This window comes from Corynebacterium aurimucosum (assembly GCF_030408555.1).
GTDB lineage: Bacteria > Actinomycetota > Actinomycetes > Mycobacteriales > Mycobacteriaceae > Corynebacterium > Corynebacterium aurimucosum.
Genome location: NZ_CP047048.1, coordinates 20,073 through 40,205, shown reverse-complemented (window position 1 = coordinate 40,205; position 20,133 = coordinate 20,073). Strand labels below are relative to the sequence as shown.

21 protein-coding genes are annotated in these 20,133 nt (G+C 60.7%); 16 read left to right on the top strand and 5 right to left on the bottom strand.

Annotated elements, in window-relative coordinates:
* The first annotated feature begins 25 nt into the window (after nt 1-25).
* The 10 genes from CAURIM_RS00215 (at nt 26) to CAURIM_RS00170 (ending at nt 10,305) form a co-directional block, all read left to right on the top strand.
* Nucleotides 26-478: an FHA domain-containing protein FhaB/FipA gene (locus CAURIM_RS00215; RefSeq protein ID WP_070645077.1), complete on the top strand. Its 453-nt coding sequence runs from the start codon at nt 26-28 to the stop codon at nt 476-478.
* Nucleotides 475-1,800, top strand: coding sequence for a PP2C family protein-serine/threonine phosphatase (locus CAURIM_RS00210; protein WP_201828882.1), 1,326 nt, complete (start codon nt 475-477; stop codon nt 1,798-1,800). The genes CAURIM_RS00215 and CAURIM_RS00210 overlap by 4 nt, the downstream gene beginning before the upstream one ends.
* Nucleotides 1,801-3,153 carry an FtsW/RodA/SpoVE family cell cycle protein gene (locus CAURIM_RS00205; RefSeq protein WP_201828883.1) on the top strand — a complete coding sequence of 451 codons (1,353 nt, stop codon included), beginning with the start codon at nt 1,801-1,803 and terminating at the stop codon, nt 3,151-3,153.
* Nucleotides 3,150-4,580: a penicillin-binding transpeptidase domain-containing protein gene (locus CAURIM_RS00200; protein ID WP_201828884.1), complete on the top strand. Its 1,431-nt coding sequence runs from the start codon at nt 3,150-3,152 to the stop codon at nt 4,578-4,580. Before CAURIM_RS00205 ends, CAURIM_RS00200 begins: the two co-directional genes overlap by 4 nt.
* Entirely contained in the window at nt 4,580-5,992 is a 1,413-nt protein-coding gene (locus CAURIM_RS00195; RefSeq protein WP_201828885.1) for a serine/threonine-protein kinase, read from the top strand. Before CAURIM_RS00200 ends, CAURIM_RS00195 begins: the two co-directional genes overlap by 1 nt.
* A gap of 6 nt (nt 5,993-5,998) precedes the next feature.
* Nucleotides 5,999-7,939 (top strand): Stk1 family PASTA domain-containing Ser/Thr kinase, encoded by a 1,941-nt coding sequence (pknB, locus tag CAURIM_RS00190; RefSeq protein WP_201828886.1) that lies wholly within the window; start codon nt 5,999-6,001, stop codon nt 7,937-7,939.
* A 68-nt stretch (nt 7,940-8,007) separates the two neighbouring features.
* Nucleotides 8,008-8,283: a cell division protein CrgA gene (crgA, locus tag CAURIM_RS00185; RefSeq protein ID WP_010188168.1), complete on the top strand. Its 276-nt coding sequence runs from the start codon at nt 8,008-8,010 to the stop codon at nt 8,281-8,283.
* A 15-nt stretch (nt 8,284-8,298) separates the two neighbouring features.
* Entirely contained in the window at nt 8,299-9,375 is a 1,077-nt protein-coding gene (locus CAURIM_RS00180) for a sensor histidine kinase (protein ID WP_201828887.1), read from the top strand.
* Between the two features lie 51 nt (nt 9,376-9,426).
* A complete protein-coding gene (locus CAURIM_RS00175) occupies nt 9,427-9,642 on the top strand; it encodes a hypothetical protein (protein WP_201828888.1) in 216 nt (71 codons plus the stop codon).
* A 9-nt stretch (nt 9,643-9,651) separates the two neighbouring features.
* A complete protein-coding gene (locus CAURIM_RS00170) occupies nt 9,652-10,305 on the top strand; it encodes a response regulator (protein ID WP_201828889.1) in 654 nt (217 codons plus the stop codon).
* A 93-nt stretch (nt 10,306-10,398) separates the two neighbouring features.
* Here the strand turns inward: CAURIM_RS00170 and CAURIM_RS00165 are convergent, their stop codons facing one another.
* The gene (locus CAURIM_RS00165) at nt 10,399-11,862 is read right to left on the bottom strand and encodes an integrase core domain-containing protein (RefSeq protein WP_201827648.1); all 1,464 of its coding nucleotides are present in this window, start codon (nt 11,860-11,862) and stop codon (nt 10,399-10,401) included.
* 154 nt (nt 11,863-12,016) lie between these two features.
* On the opposite strand from CAURIM_RS00165, the gene CAURIM_RS00160 reads away from it, so the two are divergent.
* From CAURIM_RS00160 to CAURIM_RS00150, 3 genes are all read left to right on the top strand, one after another.
* On the top strand, nt 12,017-12,262 hold the full coding sequence (locus tag CAURIM_RS00160; RefSeq protein ID WP_201828890.1) for a ribbon-helix-helix domain-containing protein: 246 nt from the start codon (nt 12,017-12,019) through the stop codon (nt 12,260-12,262).
* Nucleotides 12,263-12,505, top strand: coding sequence for a toxin (locus CAURIM_RS00155; protein WP_201828891.1), 243 nt, complete (start codon nt 12,263-12,265; stop codon nt 12,503-12,505).
* 84 nt (nt 12,506-12,589) lie between these two features.
* Complete coding sequence (locus tag CAURIM_RS00150; RefSeq protein WP_201828892.1) at nt 12,590-12,997, top strand: ATP-binding cassette domain-containing protein; 408 nt, start codon at nt 12,590-12,592, stop codon at nt 12,995-12,997.
* Between the two features lie 346 nt (nt 12,998-13,343).
* Here CAURIM_RS00150 and CAURIM_RS00145 read toward each other — a convergent pair whose 3' ends face one another.
* Complete coding sequence (locus tag CAURIM_RS00145) at nt 13,344-13,988, bottom strand: rhomboid family intramembrane serine protease (protein WP_201828893.1); 645 nt, start codon at nt 13,986-13,988, stop codon at nt 13,344-13,346.
* Nucleotides 13,989-14,059: 71 nt separating this feature from the next.
* Nucleotides 14,060-14,590: a peptidylprolyl isomerase gene (locus CAURIM_RS00140; RefSeq protein WP_046648667.1), complete on the bottom strand. Its 531-nt coding sequence runs from the start codon at nt 14,588-14,590 to the stop codon at nt 14,060-14,062.
* 69 nt (nt 14,591-14,659) lie between these two features.
* On the opposite strand from CAURIM_RS00140, the gene CAURIM_RS00135 reads away from it, so the two are divergent.
* Entirely contained in the window at nt 14,660-15,298 is a 639-nt protein-coding gene (locus tag CAURIM_RS00135; RefSeq protein WP_201828894.1) for an HAD family hydrolase, read from the top strand.
* Between the two features lie 16 nt (nt 15,299-15,314).
* On the opposite strand, the gene metE is transcribed toward CAURIM_RS00135, so the two are convergent.
* Both metE and CAURIM_RS00125 read right to left on the bottom strand, forming a co-directional pair.
* On the bottom strand, nt 15,315-17,579 hold the full coding sequence (metE, locus tag CAURIM_RS00130; protein WP_201828895.1) for a 5-methyltetrahydropteroyltriglutamate--homocysteine S-methyltransferase: 2,265 nt from the start codon (nt 17,577-17,579) through the stop codon (nt 15,315-15,317).
* Nucleotides 17,576-18,499: a methylenetetrahydrofolate reductase gene (locus CAURIM_RS00125; protein WP_201828896.1), complete on the bottom strand. Its 924-nt coding sequence runs from the start codon at nt 18,497-18,499 to the stop codon at nt 17,576-17,578. The genes metE and CAURIM_RS00125 overlap by 4 nt, the downstream gene beginning before the upstream one ends.
* Before the next feature lie 338 nt (nt 18,500-18,837).
* Between CAURIM_RS00125 and CAURIM_RS00120 the strand changes: the two genes are divergently transcribed.
* Both CAURIM_RS00120 and CAURIM_RS00115 read left to right on the top strand, forming a co-directional pair.
* Entirely contained in the window at nt 18,838-19,713 is an 876-nt protein-coding gene (locus CAURIM_RS00120) for a hypothetical protein (protein WP_070444486.1), read from the top strand.
* Nucleotides 19,714-19,881: 168 nt separating this feature from the next.
* Entirely contained in the window at nt 19,882-20,085 is a 204-nt protein-coding gene (locus tag CAURIM_RS00115) for a hypothetical protein (RefSeq protein ID WP_070444488.1), read from the top strand.
* The last annotated feature ends 48 nt before the right edge of the window (nt 20,086-20,133 follow it).

The window sequence follows — 20,133 nt, the reverse complement described above, 5'->3', positions numbered from 1 at the left end:
CAGATTTTTAGCGTAAGGACTTTTCATGGATTCGATCGTGCTGCTCTCGCTGCGCATCGGCCTGCTGGTGTTGTTGTGGCTGTTTATCTTGGTCGCGCTCAACGCCATGCGCCGCGACGCCAATAAGGCTGCCGGCGTCTATCAGGCATCGTCCCCGGTGAAGGGATCCCAGAGGCGTCGCGAAGCGCCGCGTGAGATCACCATCGTGGACGGGCCGCTGCGTGGTTCCCACATGGAACTGGGCACGCTCGAGGACTGTACGATGGGCCGCGCGCAGGACTGTGACTTTGTCACTGGTGATGATTTCTCCTCTGGCCACCACGCCCGCCTGTTCCGCAGGGGCAGCGAGTGGTTCGTGGAGGACCTCGAATCCCGCAACGGCACCTTTGTTGGTGGCGTTCGCATTGACCAGCCAGAACGAGTCGGAGTCGGCTCCGATATCAAACTTGGCCGAACGACCGTGAGGTTGATGGCATGACTTTAAGCCTGACTTTTACTGCAGTGACGGACCGCGGATTGGTCCGCGAAAACAACGAGGATTCCGCCCACGCGGGCCCGCACCTGCTGGTGCTTGCCGACGGCATGGGTGGCCACGCCGCCGGCGAAGTCGCTTCCACCACGATGGTGGAGCACATGGCCTCCCTCGAGCGAGATCCGGGAGATAATGACATGCTGGCGCTGCTCGGCGCGGCGGCGGAAGACGCCAATGCGGCGATCCGCAAGCACGTGGACGAGCACCCAGAGACCGAGGGCATGGGCACCACGTTGACCGCCCTGCTCTTTAACGGCTCCGAGTTCGGCGTGTGCCACGTGGGTGATTCCCGCGGCTACCGGCTGCGTGAGGGCAAGCTGACTCAGATCACCAAGGATGACACCTATGTGCAGTCCCTGGTGGACGAGGGCAAGCTCGATCCGGAGGATGTGTCCTCCCACCCGCAGAAGTCGTTGATCCTCAAGGCCTACACGGGCCGCCCGGTGGAGCCGACGCTCTTTATGCTCGATGCTAAACCGGGCGACCGCCTCCTGCTGTGCTCGGATGGCCTTTCGGATCCGGTGACGGCCTCTACCATCGAGCAAGCGCTAAAGCAGGGAACGGTCGAAGAGGCCGCCACAACCCTGCGGGATCTGGCGCTGCGCTCCGGCGGCCCGGACAACGTCACCATCGTGTTGGCTGAGGTCGTGGAGGGAGAGGGTGATGAGAACGCCCCCATGACCGTGGGCGCGATCCAGGGCGTCGTCCCGGAGCCTACGCACCCGGATTCCTCCGCGAGCCGCGCCGCGAAGCTTATCTCGCCCCCAAAAGCGCAAGCCGCTGAGGAGAAACCCCAGGAGGAACCACAGCGGCGGCCACAGCGAAGCCGGATTGGGTGGAAGGTCATTGCATGCCTGGCCATCATCATCGTGCTGGTCATCAGCGGCGGCCTCTGGATGAAAAGTTACCTGGGCAACAACTATTACGTGACCGCCGATGAAGAAGGCGTCCTCACCATCCAAGAAGGCGCGGACTATGAGATCTTCGGCCGCCCGCTGCACCACACGTATCAGAATGCATGCCTGAGCAAGGACAACGCGCTCAAGCTGGGGCACGGCGCCTGCGACGGTGTTTTCGCACCGTTTACGCTGAAGGATTTGCCCGAATCCGAACGTGCGGCCGTGGGCAACCTGCCCTCCGGTTCTTATGACGAGGTGCAGACGCAGCTTTCGCAGCTCTCGGACAAGGCGCTCAAGCCCTGTCCCACCTCGCCGAAGGACGGAAAAGATAAAGACGCGTCTAAAGGAAACTGCCGGGAGGTGAAGTAGATGAGTAAATTCTTCTCCCGTGGCACCGAATTCGGCCTGCTCGTGCTGGCCACCGTGGTTTTCGCCATCACCTTGGTCAGCCTTGAGCTCTCCCAGGGCAACGTGCTGACCCTCGATGTGCTCTACCTGATCGGCGGCTTTATCGGCGTCTTTGCCGTCGCCCACTTGGTGCTCTGCTTCCTAGCGCCCTACGCAGATCAGCTCATGCTGCCTATCGTCGCGGTGCTCAACGGCACCGGGCTCATCTTGTTGCAGCGCCTCGACCTGGCGAATGGCGGCGGGCTGGCAGTGCGGCAGGTGATGTGGACCATCGTGGGCCTCATCCTCTTCGCGCTGGTGCTGGTCCTCCTGCGTGATCACCGCTCGCTCACCCGATACTCCTATATCCTGGGCGCACTCGGCCTCATCCTCCTCGCGTTGCCCCTCGTGTGGCCGCAACCGCCAGGCGTGGACGCCCGCATTTGGCTATGGCTCGGGCCCTTTTCCATCCAGCCGGGTGAGTTTTCCAAGATCTTGTTGATCTTGTTCTTCGCCATGCTGCTGACCCAGAAGCGTTCGCTGTTCACGGTGGCTGGCTACAAGTTCCTTGGCATTTCGTTGCCGCGCCTGCGGGATCTCGCTCCCATCCTGGTGATCTGGGGTATTGCCATTGTCATCATGGGCATTTCCAATGACTTCGGCCCGGCCCTGCTGCTGTTTAGCACCGTGCTCGGCATGCTCTTCATGGCCACCAACCGCGTGAGCTGGCTGCTCATTGGCATCATCCTCGTGGGCGTCGGTGGCTTCGGCATCTACCAGGTATCGGAGAAGATCCAACAGCGCTTCTCCAACTTCCTTGATCCGCTGGCTAATTATGATTCCACCGGCTACCAGCTCTCCCAAGCGCTCTTCGGCATGTCCTCCGGCGGCATCACCGGCACCGGCTTAGGCCAGGGCCACCCAGACATGGTTCCGGTAGCGCACTCGGACTTCATCCTGGCTGGCATTGGCGAGGAATTCGGCCTCATTGGCCTTACCGCGGTACTGGTGCTGTTTGCCATGCTCGTCTCCCGCGGCTTCCGCACCGCGCTGACCTGCCGTGATACCTATGGCAAGCTGGTTTCCTCGGGCCTCTCGCTCACCTTGGCTGTGCAGGTTTTCGTCGTCACCGGCGGTATCTCCGCGCTGCTGCCCATGACGGGCTTGACCACGCCGTTCATGTCTGCGGGTGGTTCCTCTCTCATGGCTAACTACATGCTGCTGGCTATCCTGCTGCGTATCTCGAACGCGGCCCGCCGCCCGGCGCGTGAGCTGCGCTCAAACGCACCCACTGACACGTCCATGTTTCCTGCCGTCCAGGAGGCAAGCCGATGAACCGATCGATCCGCCTCGTGGCCCTCTTTTCTCTGATTCTTACCGCCATACTCCTCGTGAACCTCACGGTAGTGCAGGCGTTTTCCACCGATAAATACGCCCATAACCCCAAGAATGTCCGCGGTTTTTTGGAGATGCGCACGACTCCGCGCGGCCAGATCTTCGCCGGCAACACGGTCCTGGCGCAGTCCACGGCCGACGCCGAGGGCAACTACTCCCGCTCCTACCCTGCTGACTCCCCGGCGTTTGCCAACATCACCGGCTACCTCTCGGAACGCTTCGGAGCCTCGCAGCTGGAGGCCTCCCAGAATGACATCCTCAATGGCAAGGATGATTCGCTGCTGGCGCGCAACTGGCTCGATGTGCTCTCCGGCAAGCCCCAGATGGGCGCGAACGTCGAGGTCACCATCGACCCCGCCCTGCAGCAGGCCGCCTACGATCAGCTCGCTGGACCGGGCTATAACGGCGCGGCCGTCGCCATCCAGCCCTCGACGGGCAAGATCCTGGCCATGGCCTCCACCCCGAGCTTTAACGTGTCCGACCTCCTCGGCGATAACGCCAACGAGAGGTGGGAACAGCTACAGAACCAGGAGGGCACGCCGCTGGTTAACCACGCCGCGCAGGACACCCTGCCCCCGGGCTCAATTTTTAAGATCATCACCACCGCCGCTGGCCTCAACAACGGTTTCGAGCCGAACTCTACGCTGACCGGCGCGGCGTCCATCACGCTGCCCGATACCGTCACGGAGCTGACCAACTACGGCAACCAGTCCTGTGGCGGCGCGGAAAGTGTCACCCTGCAAACGGCCTTCGCGTTGTCCTGCAACACGGCCTTTGTGCAGATGTCGGAGAGCATCGGCGCTGATGAGCTGCGCAAGTACGCTGAAGGCTTCGGCGTGGGTGAGAAGTACTCCCTCGGCGTAGGAACGTCCGCCGGCGCGCTCGGCGAGCTGAGCGACGGCGCCCAAGTCGCCCAATCCGCCATCGGTCAACGCGACGTGACGATGTCAGCGCTCCAGGCAGCAATCATGGCCGGCACCATCGCCAACAAGGGCAAGCGTATGGAGCCTTACCTGGTTAACCGCATCACCGATGCCCAAATGAAGGAACTACGCGCTACCAAACCACGTCAGGCCGCGGAGGCAGTCAGCGAGGACACCGCCAATACCATCAAGGACCTCATGTTCGCCTCCGAGCGAAATACCTTTGGATTTGACGGCAACGGTTTTGCGTCCAAGACCGGTACAGCCGAGCACGGCGACGGCCTCGCCCCGCACGCGTGGTACGTGGCTTTCGATCCAGACAAGGACATCGCTGTCGGCGTCGTAGTCAAGGACGGCGGGCATCTTGGTGAAGGCGCTACCGGCGGCCAAGTTTCCGCCCCCATCGGCCGCGCCATCTTGCGCGCATACGGAGGTGAGCAGTAGTGAGTAGTGCAGATAATAAGGAACACCTCCAAGCGCTGATTGGTGAGGACTATCAGCTGCAGTGGATAGTCGGCCACGGCGGCATGTCCACGGTGTGGTTAGCGGATGACGTTCGCAATGACCGCGAGGTAGCCCTCAAAGTCCTGCGCCCTGAGTTCTCCGATAACAATGAGTTCCTCTCGCGTTTCCGCAACGAGGCCAAGGCCGCGGAATCTATTAATTCCGACAACGTTGTGGCTACCTACGACTATCGCGAGCTCGAGGACAACGGCCGCACCTTCTGCTACATGGCCCTGGAGTACATTCGCGGCGAATCCCTGGCGGACTTGCTGGCACGCGAGGGCGCACTCCCGGAGACTTTGGCGCTCGACGTCATGGAGCAGGCCTCCCACGGCCTCTCCGTGATCCACCACATGGGGCTTGTGCACCGCGACATCAAACCCGGCAACCTCATGATCACCCAGAATGGGCAGGTCAAGATCACCGACTTCGGCATCGCCAAAGCCGCCGCAGCTGTGCCTCTTACCCGCACCGGCATGGTCGTCGGTACCGCCCAATACGTCTCCCCCGAGCAGGCCCAAGGCTATGAGGTTGGCCCGTCGTCTGACGTCTATTCGCTCGGTGTCGTGGGCTATGAAATGTTGGCCGGCAAGCGCCCCTTCAGCGGCGACTCTTCCGTATCGGTGGCGCTGGCGCACATTAGTCAAGCGCCGGAGCCCTTGTCGACGTCGATTAGCGCGCCCACCCGTGAACTGATCGGCATGGCCCTGCGCAAGGACCCGAACACCCGCTTCGCCGATGGCAACGAATTCACCAACGCGATCTCCGCCGTGCGCCAAGGCCAGCGTCCACCGCAGCCGAAATCCGCGGCGCTCGCGCCCGTCGCTGCCGAACCTTCGCCCTCCGCGTCCACGGAAATGCTGGCCAACATGGCTCACCCCACCACGGTGCGTCCGGCCGTTTCTGCACCCCAGACGGAGGAGCGCCCCGCCAAGCAGGGAGGTTTCGGCACAGGTTTGCTCATCGCGGTGGCTATCGCGGCCCTTGTGGCGATCGGGTTCATGGCTTATAGGCTGTGGGGGAACACGACACCGACCCCACAGCCCACACCAACTGAGGTCATTGTGACCGAAACGGTGGAGCCGGAAACAACGGAAGAAGAGGAAACGGAAGCCCCTGAGACCGTTGAGATCACCACCGTGGAGGAGGAACCTACTCAAGTCACCGTCACCACGACGCACTCGGTCATCCCCTCCCCACCCACAACTGCGCATCGCACAACGCAACAGGAGCCACCCGCGCTCCCTACGGAGGAGACGCAACCGCAGGTCGATGACAGCCCACTGCCCGAACCCGAACTAGACTCACAGAACAACCCCACCGAAGAATCCGCACTACAGGGAGGCCAGTAAACCGCCATGGTCAGTGATCGGTACCACCTCCGCCAGTCCATCGGCTCCGGCGGCATGTCCGAGGTCTACGAGGCCGAAGACTCTGTCTTGGGGCGCACTGTTGCCATCAAGATGCTGCGCCCTGACATGGCGCGCGACGTTAACTTCCGTGAGCGTTTCCGCCGCGAGGCCCAAAACTCCGGCAAGCTCAACCACCCGAACATCGTCGCCGTCTTCGACACCGGTGAAAAGGACGTCGACGGCCTGATGGTGCCGTATATCGTCATGGAATACGTGCAGGGTCGTACCTTGCGCGACATTGTCCGTGAGGATGGCCCTATGTCGGTGGCGGAGGCCGCGCGCGTGCTCAAGCCGGTAGCGGAGGCCCTTCAGTCCTCCCACGAGGCCGGGATCATCCACCGCGATATCAAGCCGGCCAACATCATGCTGACCAACACAGGCCAAGTGAAGGTCATGGACTTCGGCATCGCGCGCGCGTTGGATGATTCCACGTCCGCAATGACGCAGACTTCTGCTGTCATCGGTACCGCGCAGTACCTTTCCCCAGAACAGGCCCGTGGCAAGCCTGCCGACGCCCGCTCCGACGTCTACGCCCTCGGCTGCGTCATGTATGAAACGGTCACTGGGCGCACACCATTTGAAGGTGAAACGCCCTTCGCGGTGGCCTACCAGCACGTGCAGGAAGATCCGACGCCACCTTCGGAGCTGATTAATGACGACCTCACGGAGCGTGAGCGCCTTGGCGTCGACGCCGTCGTGCTCACGGCAATGGCCAAGCACCCTGCGGACCGCTACCAATCCGCCTGGGAGATGGGCGATGATCTTGATCGTTTGGCGCAAGGCCAGCTGCCGGAAGCGGCGCGCTCCCACATCAACGACGAAGATCACCCCACCACGATGGTGGCACCCGTGGCCGCACAACACCGTGCGCCGGTGGCCTCCACCCGCCCCTCTGAAGACGATGAGTCCGGATCCGGATTGAAGTGGCTAGCAGCACTGCTCGCCGCCTCCCTCGTCGCCATCATTGGCTACTTTGCCTGGGATTTCTGGGATAGTTCCCGCCAAGAGGCCCGTGAGCGCGAACAGGAACAGCATGAAGCAGCCCAACGCGCGAACATGGTAACGATCCCGAAGGTGGCCAACCGTCCGCGCAATGAAGTGGTGGAAGAGCTGGAAAAGCTCGGCCTTCTGGTGAGCATCAACGAAGAGCCCAGCCCCGACGTAGCGCGAGGCAAGGTCATCCGCATCAACCCGGCGGAGGGCTCGGAGCTGCAGAAAAACTCCTCGGTCACGCTGACGGTCTCCTCCGGCAAGGAGGTCACTGAGGTCCCTGATCTCACCGGCATGAAGCTGGATGAAGCTACCACTGCGCTGGAGGAAGCCGGCTTGGAGCTGAATACCGACGTGGAGCAGGTAAATGATGAGGCACCCGCGGGCGAGATCATTTCCCAGAACCCAGCGGGCGGCGCGCAGCTATCCAAGGGTTCGAAGGTACGCATCACGGTGTCCAAGGGCCAGAAGGAAGTCAGCGTTCCGGACGTCAGCGGCATGGACCGTGATCGCGCAGTAGACATGCTGTCCTCCATGGACTTTGACGTCACCGTGAATTCGGTGGATTCTGAGTTGCCGGAGAACCAGGTGCTCCGGGTCGTCGAGGAGGGCCAGAAGCTACCCAAGGGCAGCCAGGTCACCCTCGAGGTCTCCAACGCGATGCTCATCCAGGCACCGGATATTACACATTCCACGCAGCAGGAAGCTGAATCCGCGCTGCGCGCCAAGGGCTGGTCCGGTTCCCTCGACGTGGGCGAACGCATCCCAACGTCGAACCCGATCGACAGTGACAAGATTGGATGGGCGTCGGCAAGCCGCGGCGATGTCATCCGCAAGGATGAAACCATCCACATCCGGTTCTGGGAGTTTGACCCGGCAGCACTGCTGCCGCAGTAGCTCTCAACGCCGCAGCTGCTAAGGTATCTCACAGATTAACCACCCCTATTCTTCGTGAAGGTGTAACAATGCCAAAGTCCAAGATCACGACGGAGGGCTCCGCACTCCCGCAGTCCTCCAGCTCTGCGACCAACCGCACCCCGGTCAAGATCAACTCTGAGGGAACCCCGAAGTGGTACATCGCCATCATGCTGGGCCTCATGCTCCTCGGCCTGCTCTGGCTGGTGGTCAACTACCTAGCGGGTGAGTCCATTCCGTTCATGCAGGAGCTGGGACCGTGGAATTACGGCATCGGCTTCGGCCTGGCCATCATCGGCCTGTTGATGACGATGGGCTGGCGTTAGTTTTCATCGCTACCGATGAGCTCCTCGAGGTTCTATAGCATCGCTGGCGTTGGCTGCATCATTTTGGTGATGCTCACCGTCACGGTGGATAAAAACTTCCTCACTCCCGGCGCACTCGTACTTGCCGGCCTCGGCGTTTCCCTGACGCCACTGGCCATCCGCCGCCCACTTGCGGCGGCCTGCGGGTACGGTGCGCTTTTTGCGCTCGCAATGTGGTGCCCCGACTGGCGGTCTTTCCTCCTCTTGGCGTGGAGCCCCGTCATCGTGGGCATCGTGGCGTTTCGTACACGCTGGCTGTGGGCGCTTCCCCCAGCGGTGGTGTACACATACCTCGTCACGACGGATCCTTCGATTAAATATCTGCCTGATTTCGACCCGTTAAACCTGTCAACACCGCTCATCTTGTATGCGGTGGCCATCGTCATTGGGGCCGCGCTGCGAAAAACCCGGGACCAGCGTCTTGCCGCCGAGCAGCGCGCCGCCAAGCAGCGCGAGGCGCTGATGACCGCCCTTCATGATTCGGTGGCTGCGACCTTGACCTCCGTGGTCATGCGCTCCGAAACCTTGGCGTTGACCCAAACGGATCCTTCCGCGGCTGACTCCGCGGAGGCGATTGCTAACGACGCCCGCCGAGCCATGGGCGAAGTCCGCGACCTGCTACGCGTGATGAAGAATGAGAGCGTGACTCAAGGAGTTAAGTCCTTGGAAGACGACCTCGACACCATGGTTAGCTTCCTGAACAGCCACGGCTTCCACTGCGAAGCACAGATCAATGTAGGCAAGAACGGTAAGCTTGCGCTACCGGAAAAGCTCTCCCTCGTGTTCTCTGAGCTCGCCATCAACATCCTCAAGTACGCTCGCCCTGAATCCCGTGTGAGCATCGAGGCCACCGGCAGCTCCAAGTCCATCGACCTCGTGATCACTTCCGAGATTGCGGCGCAACAATCACGCCAATACATGACGACGAATCTGGGTTTGGGGGAAATCGCCCGCCGCGTTCGCCGAATGCACGGCAGCTTCGGCAGCGGCAAAGAAGGTGATCACTGGGTCACACGCCTTTCTCTTCCCACTGCCCACCTAAGAAAAATATAGTAAACTTGCCCGGTAAATCGCCGATTCTTAAATTCCACAAGGTTAGTAGACATGCGTTCTTCCCTCGCCGTTGCCGCCGCAGCTCTCGCACTGTTTTCCGCACCACTCGCCAGCGCTGCTGAGGCTCCTGTTGACACTTCCGCTGAGACCACCGCAACTGAGAGCACTGAGTCCACCGGATTCACCTTCTACAAGTCTTTCGCGGGCGAATTCACCGACCACTTCCGTTGCTCCAACAACCCCCAGCTCTGGTGGTGCGGTGGCTAAACTGTTGCCATGAGCATTCGGGTTTTCCTCGTTGATGATGATGAGCTCGTTCGCTCGACGCTCCGCGTCTATTTCCAGACCACCGAGGACATCACAGTGGTCGGTGAGGCAACCAATGGCGCGGATTGCCTGGCCCAGATCGAGGAAGCCAAGCCGGACCTCGTCCTCGCCGATATTCACATGCCGCACATGGACGGCATCACGCTGCTCAAGCACCTTAATTCCGCGCCGAATCCCCCAACCTTCTTGGCAGTGACCGCCTTCGACTCGGATGACACGATGCTGAAGATCCTGCGGGCGGGCGGCGCGGGCTATATCTTGAAGAACCAACGCCCGCGCTCCATCATCGAGGCGGTCCGCGCCGCCGTGGAGGGCGGCACCGTCGTGGCGCCCGCCGCCATGCACCGTTTGGTGGACTACATTGGGGAACCCGCCACCCCACGCGATCCCGTCGCCGCCGCCATTGAAAGCCACGAGCTTCACGACGCCGAAATTGCCGTCCTCAAACTCCTTCTCGCCGGCAACTCCAATTCTGAGATCGCTGCCGCCACCGGCTATTCCGAGTCCGCCGTGAAGAAACACGTCTCACGCCTCATCACCATCTTCGGCGCCAGCACGCGCCTGAACCTGGTGACCAAGATTCTGGGCGGCGCTGGCTCCTAGTCCGAACTTGTTATGTCCATAGGGTTTTTGGACATGGAGTCCGGTGTCTTTTTGGACACGGAGTCCATGGAGGTCTTGGACACTTCTAGCGGTTTATGGTTGCGGCCTGCGTTTCGGCCGGGGTTTGGATAGTTTCGGGTTCATCCGCGGTGGTTGGCGGTGTTTCATTCCTTCAACGAGGTTGATGTTGATCTGACCACCTGGTGGTCTGTGGCTCAACGTGATCGGCAGTGGCACGCTGAAGAGGAATTCACCGTCATGGGCCGTGTAGAACTCCGCAACGTTTTCGGCTGTGACCGTGGAGTAGAGTCTGCGGTTTTTAAACCTCAGACCAATGTAGAGCCCGAAACCGCACACGCGTACAACGCCGTCTTTGCTTACGCAGAGCTGGTCTGGGATATCCCAATGGTTTGTTGAATTTGTCGTCGGCGCCGTTAGTGTGGGGGTATCGGTGGGAGGTATGCCTTGCAAAGCTGCCATGTCATCGATGCAGGCCTCGTGTGAAGTTGCCGCTTCCGCGGGGCCGTTTAGCATTTCGGATACAGCTTGTGGATTGTGCGCTTGGTTATAGGCGACTACGCGGGCCCAGACCTGCTCAGGATCGAGTGGATGTGTAGGTGATGGTGCCTTGGGGAAGGTATCGAAGGCCTGGCGTGGTGTGATGTGCATTTTGCCGACGAGCAGTGATTGGTGCCGTCGTCGTTCGTTGTAGACCTGGCGATATTCAGCCAGATATGTGTTGACCTCAGCAAGGCTGACTGGGTGGCGTGCATCGAGGAACTGGGTCAACGTGCGGTGAGAGCGTTCGTCTTTTCCCTGGGTTGTCGGGGCGAAACCAGCAATAGCAAGTACACCTTGGCTAGCGAGCCAAGTTTCAGTAGCAGAGAGAAAACCACGGTGATAGGTGGCGAACGCATCGCCATTGTCGGAAAGGATTTCTTGAGGTTTGCCGTAGGCGGCGAACGCTGCGGCCAGTACGGCGCGCGCATCAGTACCGTTTTCTGGCAGAGCGAACGCTGTGGTTCCGACATCGAATCTGCTGGCATCATCGATAATCTGGTAAATCGTGACATGTGTGTGGGCATGGTCAAAGAGGCGGTAGACCAGTCCATCGATTTGCCAGAGTTCACCGACGAGATCACGGGCGAAGCGCTTATAGGAACTGCGTGGCCGTTTGCGGGCATTGGCATCAACAAATCCCAGCTCATGAAGCCACGAGGCGATTGTAGAACGCGACGGCGTGGAATCTGGGCCCGAAGTGTCAAACAAGAAGTAGTAGATCGACCAAGGCCCATAATCCAAGCCTTGCTCCATCAACTCCTGCCTGGCGTGGACGACTGCGATTTTATCGGCCTCGTCAAATTTCTTAATCGGATTCTTCGGGGCAGTCGAATCAGGCACAATACCTGCGCGACCCTTCTGCGCTATCCGGCTTTTGATGTTGTGGTACGTCTGCCGCGAGATTCCTAATTCTTTGCAAAACTGTGTGACCGTCTTGCCGTCACGAACGGGATCGAAATCTGCGACCTTTCTACGCTTATGCAATGGAATAGCCATCCGGCTATTCCACCGCCGCAAACGTCCAAAAAGCCACTAGACATCCCGTCCAAAAACATCCTGGACTCCGTGTCCAAAAAGCCACTAGACATCACACTCCTAGTCCGAACTTCACTCTAGCAACAGAACCCCTTTTCGTAATACGATTACGGTTATGAAGACTATCAATGGACAGCCGATCAGCGAAGAGCAAATTGATGCATGGGTAATGGAAGCCGAAAATGGTTACGACGTGGAGACTCTTCGTACTCGGGGGCGGAAACCCCGCGACAATCAGGCCGCAAAGATTATCTCGATTCGCCTTTCGCCCAATGAAATTGCAGACCTGGATAAGTATGCTACAGCGCATGGATGGTCTAGGTCACAGGCAATCCGTGAAGCGCTAAGAAAAGCCATTTAAATGGAGGTTCGCCGGAACGCCACAAAACACGGCATCAAGCCGGAGGATTCCGTAACCGCAGCAACATCAACTTGTGTCTTTAAAGCTCCACTCGACGACGAGAACCCACAGCGAGAGCTTCGCCTCGGATTCGACGGCTCAATGAGATTACTTGAGCTCGTTGTTCTTATTTGGGACGACGGGACCGAGACCATCATTCATTCCATGAAGGCCCGCAAGCAATACCGCGCTCTGCTCGATTAACGGGCTTCTCCCCCAAATAGCGGAGGCAAAATATTGCCTGCTTAGGCGATGTTTCTCATGCTCCTGATCAATATCGTCAGAGGTATGAACACCGTATTCACTGCTCGAGACATCACCGTCTCCTTCGCCGGACATGAGGTTGTCCACGGCGCGAACCTCACGGCATCTCCCGGACGGATCACCGCTTTGCTTTGTCCGAACGGCGCCGGCAAATCCACTACGCTCCGGGCTGCCCTCGGCTTGGTGAAAGCCACCGGAACGAAGCACATCAATGGCACCATCGGGCTGCTCCTCGACGATGGCGGCCTCGTTACTAGTCTCACCGGGCGTCAGCATCTCCACGCAATGGCGAGGCTATATGGCGTCGATAAGCATCGGGTACAAGCGGTTTTAGAGCTGGTCGATATGTCACACCGCTGCGACCGGCAGCTCAAAACCTACTCGTTAGGCATGAAGCGTCGTATAGCGCTAGCGGGAGCTCTGTTTCGATAAGCCACCTTTGGGAATTCCACGTAGACAACCGCTATTCGAAAGTACGCGATTCCCAACACCACCCCGCAACCGGAGCGCTGTTAACACCTTGGGTACAAAGTTATCCACAGGGTGGGGATAACTCTGTGGACAACGAATTTCACAGACTTTCTCCACACCCTGTGGATAAGTGTTTTCACCCTTCCCACAGCCCGCACAAAAACTTCGAACACAACCGATTAAGCTGCTGATCTGCGGTTATCTTGGCGCACACGTTCGGTAAATTACAAAAATGTAGTTATCCACAATGTGGATAACTTGTGTGAAATTCTTTCGCACAAAGGTTTTGGTGGATAACACGCCCGAGTTATCCCCAAAGCCCAGCTCGCAGCGCCGCTGCAACAGCAGCTATCACCCCGATAATCCAAATCCCCAGCCAACGCAGCCACGTGCGTTTGCGAAAGAGGAATGGTGCCAACAGCAGTCCTGTGAGCAAGCCACCCAAGTGCCCCCACACGGAGACATTCTCCGCCACGAAGCTGTAGACGACGTTGGCCACCACGAGGACGATGGGCGCGCGCAGGTCAAGACCGCGACTGCGGTACACACCAATGAGTAGACCCATGAGCGCAAAGAGGGCACCGGAGGCGCCCACCGTAGGTGTGCCGTAATCCATCCACAGCACTGCGGCAGAAGAGCCCACGATGGAGATGAGATAGGCCGCCACATACAGCGCGCTGCCCAGGGCGCGTTCTACTTCCCTGCCCACAAAGAACAGCATCACCATGTTGACCAAGAGGTGCCCGGCGTCGAGATGCATAAAGCCCGCGGTAATGACAGTTGTGGGGTGCGCGGACACGTCAGGGCCCCACAGCGTCCAGTCTTGAGCCAGCATGCTGCGATAGTAGGGCGCGGAGAGGGACGAGCCTTGGATGGCCGTGGCACACCAAGCACCGATGCACAGCACCATGAGCACCAGGGTGGCCGGTGCCGAACGGAGATAATTCTTCACGCAGACTCCTAAAACAACGAGCCCGCCACCACATCACGTGGCAGCGGGCTCGGATGAAAAGCTAAGAACGCTTAGGCGATCTCGATGGACTCGATGACAACGTCCTCAGCCGGACGGTCCATGCGGTCGGTGGAGACCTTAGCAATCTTGGACACAACTTCCTGGGAAGCCGGGTCGGTGACCTCACCGAAGATGGTGTGGTGGTTGTTCAGGTGCGGGGTCGGCGCCACGGTGATGAAGAACTGGGAACCGTTGGTGCCTGGGCCGGCGTTCGCCATGGCCAGCAGGAACGGGCGATCAAACTGGAGCTCCGGGTGGAACTCATCCTGGAACTGGTAGCCGGGGCCGCCACGGCCGGTGCCGGTCGGGTCACCGCCCTGGATCATGAACTGGTCGATGACGCGGTGGAAAATAGCGCCATCGTAGAACGGGCCGGACTGCTCGCCCTTGGCGTTCTGGGTGGTGTAGTCCTTCTCGCCCTTAGCCAGGCCGATGAAGTTCTCAACGGTTACCGGTGCGTGGTTACCGAACAGGTCGATAACAATGTCACCGTAATTGGTGTGCATCGTTGCAGTTGCGGTCTTCTGAGTCATGCCAGCCATTGTATGGAAATTTCCACCAATGCGTTGTTCCGGCGCGACGCTGTCAGCGATCTGCGTAGGGTTACAAGCATGATTCGCGCCATTCTCTTCGATCTCGATGACACCCTCATGGACCACACCGCCGCGATGCATGCGGCCGTGGAAGAGTGGCTGCCGGGCGGGCACCACAAGCGCTTCGCGGAGATTGAAAGGAAATGGTTCGCCGCCTACGAGCGCGGCGAGGTCACCCACCAGGGCCAGCGCGTGGAGCGCTGCCGCGAGTTCCTGGGCCGCCCAGAGATGACGGAGCAGGAGGCACTGGCGGAATATGCCAAGTACCTGGCCGCGTACGAGAAGCATTGGTGCTCGGTGGATGGTGCACAGGACGTACTACAGCACGTCCTCAATTTAGGTCTCATCGTCGGTGTGCTGACGAACGGGGCCCGTGAAATGCAGGAGGCAAAACTACGGGCAGGCGGGCTCGATCTGCCAGGCGTTGAGCTCTTTCCCACCGTGGAAATGGGTCATCCGAAGCCGCACCCGGAGGCCTACCTTGAAGCTTGTCGGCACTTAAGGGTGGATCCGGGCGCCACTCTCATGGTGGGCGATTCGGTGGCTAATGACGTCGAAGGCGCCCGTGCCGCGGGTCTCAAGGCACTGCACTTCGATAGGGCCGGAAACGGAGACATCGCCGCGCTCAGTGAGCTGACGGCGATGGACTTCGTTTAAATCCAAAGATTTAAACTTAGAGGCTGTCGCGGACCTCGTCACGGGCGAGGACCATGTTGCGCAGAGAGGCCTCGGTTTCCTCATAGCCGCGGGTCTTGAGGCCGCAGTCCGGGTTGACCCAGAGGCGCTCGACCGGCACGTTCTTCAGCGCTGCGCGGATGAGCTCGGCCATTTCCGCCACGGACGGGATGCGCGGGGAATGGATATCGTAAATGCCCGGGCCGATCTCGGAGTGGAACTTCTCATCGATGTCCTCGAGCAGCTCCATGCGGGAGCGGGCCGCCTCGATGGAGGTGACGTCGGCGTCCAAGCCGGCGACGGCGTCGATGATCTGGCCAAACTCCGAGTAACACAGGTGCGTGTGGATCTGGGTTTCAGGCTTCGCCTGCAACGAAACCACCCGGAAGGAACGCACCGCCCAGTCGAGGTAGGCCTTGCGGTCCTGCTCGCGCAGCGGCAGCAGCTCGCGCAGGGCGGGCTCGTCGATCTGGATGATGTCGATGCCGGCCTCCTCGAGGTCGCGGACTTCGTCGGCCAGCGCCACGCCGAGCTGGTCGGCGGAGACGGACTGGTGAACGTCATCGCGCACGAAGGACCAGGCCAGGATGGTCACCGGGCCGGTGAGCATGCCCTTGACGTGCTTTTCGGACAGGGACTGCGCGAACTTCGCCCACTCGGTGGTCATGGCCTTCGGGCGGGAGATGTCACCGACGACGATTGGCGGACGGGTGCACCGGGAGCCATAAGACTGGACCCAGCCGTTCTCGGTGACGACGAAGCCGTCGAGAAGCTCAGCGAAGTACTGCACCATATCGTTGCGCTCCGGCTCGCCGTGGACCAGGACGTCCAGGCCCAAGCGCTCCTGCAACTCGATGACGGACTTCACCTCGTTGCGCAGTGCCTCAGTGTAGTCGGCATCGGAGAGCTCGCCCTTGCGGTGTGCGGCGCGGGCGGCGCGAATCTCAGCAGTCTGCGGGAAGGAGCCGATGGTGGTGGTTGGCAGCTGTGGCAGGCCGAGGGCTTCCTGGGCCTTGTTGCGCTCGGCGAACTCCGGCTGGCGCTGAACCTGGCCCTCCGGCAACTGCGCAGTGCGATCCTGTACTGCCTGGTCATGGGTGCGGGAGGACTCGGCGCGGGTGCGCACGGCGCGGTCGGCCTGAGCATAAGCCTCTGGGGCATCGAGCGGGCCGGCGGCGAGTGCTACGACCTCACGGATCTTCTCATCAGCAAAAGCGAACCAGGTGGCGACGTCCACCGGCAGGGAAGTCTCCGCCTCCACGGTGTGCGGCACGTGCTGCAGGGACACGGAGGTGGTCACGGAAACGCCTTCGCCCAGGGTCTCCAGCTTCTCGCGCAAGTCGCGGAGGTTCGCGGCCCAGACATTGCGGCCGTCGACCAGGCCGGCGGCGAGGTGGGTGGCCTCGGCGAGCTTGGCCACGCGCTCGAGGTAGGAGTTGTCTAGGGCCAGGGTGCCCACGGAAAGATCGACCTGGACCGCTTCCGGCTTAAGCTCAGCGATGACATCGAGGCCAGCGTTGAGGGAACCATAGGGCGTGGTCAGGTACACCTGCGGGCGCTTCTCCGCGCCCAAGATGCGGCCGTAGGCGGTCTTGAGTGCGGCAGCCAAAGTGGCGTCGTCAGCGGCGGCGAGGTCGGCGACCAGGGCCGGCTCGGCGAGCTGGATCCACTCGACGCCGGCGTCGTGAAGCTCAGCCAAAACGGTGAGGTAGGACTCGACTGTCTGATCGAGGTGGTCCAGGGGCTGCTTGGTGGCGCCCTCAGCCTGCTTAGACAGGGCCAGCAGGGTCACCGGGCCGACGAGGACTGGGCGGACGGTATGACCGGCGGCACGAGCCTCCTCCACAATCTTCAGCACGCGTTGCGGGCGCGCGCTAAAGGTCTGGTCATCGGTGATCTCAGGAACAATGTAGTGGTAGTTGGTGTCGAACCACTTGGTCATCTCCAGCGGCGCTGTGTCCTTGTTACCGCGGGCCAGGGTGAACTCATCATCGAGACTCTCGCCCTCGGCGGCGCCCACGGTCAGTGCGGTCTCGAGGACGTGGTCGTAGTAGGCGACGTCAGCCGGAATGGCGTAATCCTCAGTGAGGCCCAGCTCCTTGAGGCGGGCATAGGTGTCAAGGCGCAGGGAGTGCGCGGCGGATTCGAAGGTCTCGGCGTCGATCTTGCCGGACCAGTAGGACTCCAACGCACGCTTGAGCTCGCGGTGAGCGCCGACGCGCGGGTAGCCCTCAATCATGGCCTTAGGGAAGGATGCGGTCATGGGGTGACTCCAATTCGGTTGAGCAGGTCAGTCGTGATGTCTGGGTTGTTGTGCGTGTAGATGTGCAGCCCGTCGGCGCCGGCGTTCATCACCGTCTTCGCCAGCTTGGCTGTAATCTGCATGCCAATTTCTTTCTCTTCCTCGGGGGAGGTCGCTGCCGCGAGTTGGTCAAGGACCTTGGTCGGACCGTCCAACCCGGACAGCTGGCACATTCGCTCCACCCGAGCACGGCTCGTCATCGGCATGATCCCGGGGATGAGCGGAATGCGCACACCCGCCAGCCGAGCGCGCTGGGCAAAGCGGACGTAATCCTCCGCGTCGAAGAAAAGCTGGGTGATGGCGAAGTCTGCGCCGAGACGCTGCTTGGCCAAAAGAACGTCGATGTCCTCGTCCGGCGTGGCGGACTCGGCGTGGCCGTTGGGGTAGCAAGCCACGCCCACCGCCAAGCGGCCGGCTGCCAAGCGCGCCACGCGGTCGGATTCCCAGCTGCGGATGAGCCGGACCAGGGAATCGGCGTGCGGCAGGTGCCCTTCGGGCATGCCGCCCTCCGGAAGGTCGCCGCGGAGGGCAAGGAGGCCGCGCACGCCGGCGTCGACAAGCGTGTCGATCCAGCCAACGAGCTCTTCCTCTGTGCCGGCGGTGCAGGCCAGGTGGGCCAGGGGACGCATCGCTGTATCGCGTGAGATCTTCTCAATGAAGGCTGCGGTTCCTTCCAGCCACCCAGAGCGCTGGGAGCTGGTGACGGCGATGTAGTCGGGGTTATACGCGGCGAGCGTGGCGAGCAAGCGGTCAATCTTTGCAGCGTCCGCATCATGACGCGGCGGGATCACCTCGAAGGAGAGAGCGGTGCGCTCTCGACGTTTAGGCGTATCTTCGCTGATTTGGTCTAGTGGTGCGGATGCGGAAAGTCGCGGGGACATGCTCACCTCCTCTGCAGGTTATCGTTGTTTATCTTCGGTGTTGATGTCCCAAAACGTACCAAGCTGTCCATTTCTCACGAAAGGCTTTTTGCTTTGGTAATACCTTTAGAACCCAGTCAGCTGCACTGTTAGCCCATAGCGCTAGTGAATAAAAACCCGGTCCATCCATACAAAGCTGTCTATTTTCTTTGGACAGCTCGCCACCTGGCGCATCTGGTGGCGGGACCTGCGCGCCACCACTACGCTGAAAGGGAGTACCCAGCGCTAACGCGGGCGCGCATATACAGTGCCCCGCCGAAAAGTCACTTCAGTATTGACATAAAGGAGCACCTAAACCCATGAACCCCGCCGCCCTGTCCACCGCCATCAGCGCCACCTCCGCCCTGGTGGAGCGCCTCAAGGAACGCCGCGACGAGAAGGCCCGTGAGGCCTACTCCGTCCTGGAGACCGCCGCCGCCCGCATGGAAGAGCGAGATGGCGAGTGGTTCCCGGAGGCCCGCCGCGAAGCGGGCGCCGTAACCAAGGCCGCGCATGCCCGCCTCGAGCGCACCCTCGAACAGCTCAAGGAGCGCAGCGAGGAAACCACCGAGAAGCTCTCTGAGGCTGCATCAGAGGCCCAGGATAAGGCCTCCAAGCAGTGGAAGAAGACCCGCAAGCAGGCGGAAAAGAAGGCGTCCAAGGCCCGCAAGCAGGCCAAGAAGAAGGCGTCCAAGGCTGAGAAGAAGGCGCAGAAGCAAAGCGCTAAGTTGCAGAAGAAGGCCCGCCGCCTCGGTGGCAAGGACAAGAAGAAGGGCTCAAAGATCTGGCTGATCTCCGCGCTCATTGCCGCCATTGCTGCCATCGGCGGTGGCATCTACTACTTCTTCACCCAGAAGAAGGAGAAGGAATCCGCCGTTCCGCCGCGCGTTGAGGACTTCTCCTCCCCGTCCGCGCCGCAGGGCTCCACCTTGGTCTACACCTCCACCACCGAGGACGATGCCACGCATGGCTCCGACTTGGCTGAGGAGGGCGTCGTCGAGCGCGACGAAGAGCTGCTGGGCTCGCTGGATGAGCAGCTGGCCAAGCACCGCGAGGAAGAAACCGCTATTCAGGACGCCGTCGAGACGGAGATCGAGGTCAGCAACGCCGACAAGGAGGATGCTGACACCTCCCGCATCACTGATGACCATGAGTCCGAAGGCAAGCACCGCCTCCAGACCGAGGACGAGAACTAACCCCCCCATCCTTGGGGGTGCGCGTTTCGTTGTTTTGATCTCACTTCTTTGCCCCCGCGCGCCCGACCTGCTTGAATTGAAGGCTAATCGGCATCGATCCTCATAGATCGGTGCCCGCGCGCTGTTTTGCGCGGGAAGCCCTATCAACAGCAGCCAAGGAGATCAGGCATGAGCTTTGAGTCGCTCGTAGTCAAGCTCAAGAGCGGGGAGACCTTTTATTTTCCCGCAGGTGCCGTGAGCGGCGATCCGTCCACCCGCGTAGATAACCTACGTTTTGCCATCGAAAACGGCACGCAGTTTAGCTCCATCGATGACTATGGCGTCGACCGTGAATTCAACGGCTATGACGTGGAGAACTATCACCTGGCTTAAGCCCCCCAGTGATTCATTAAGCGTAATCTGAATCACTCCCTCATGCGT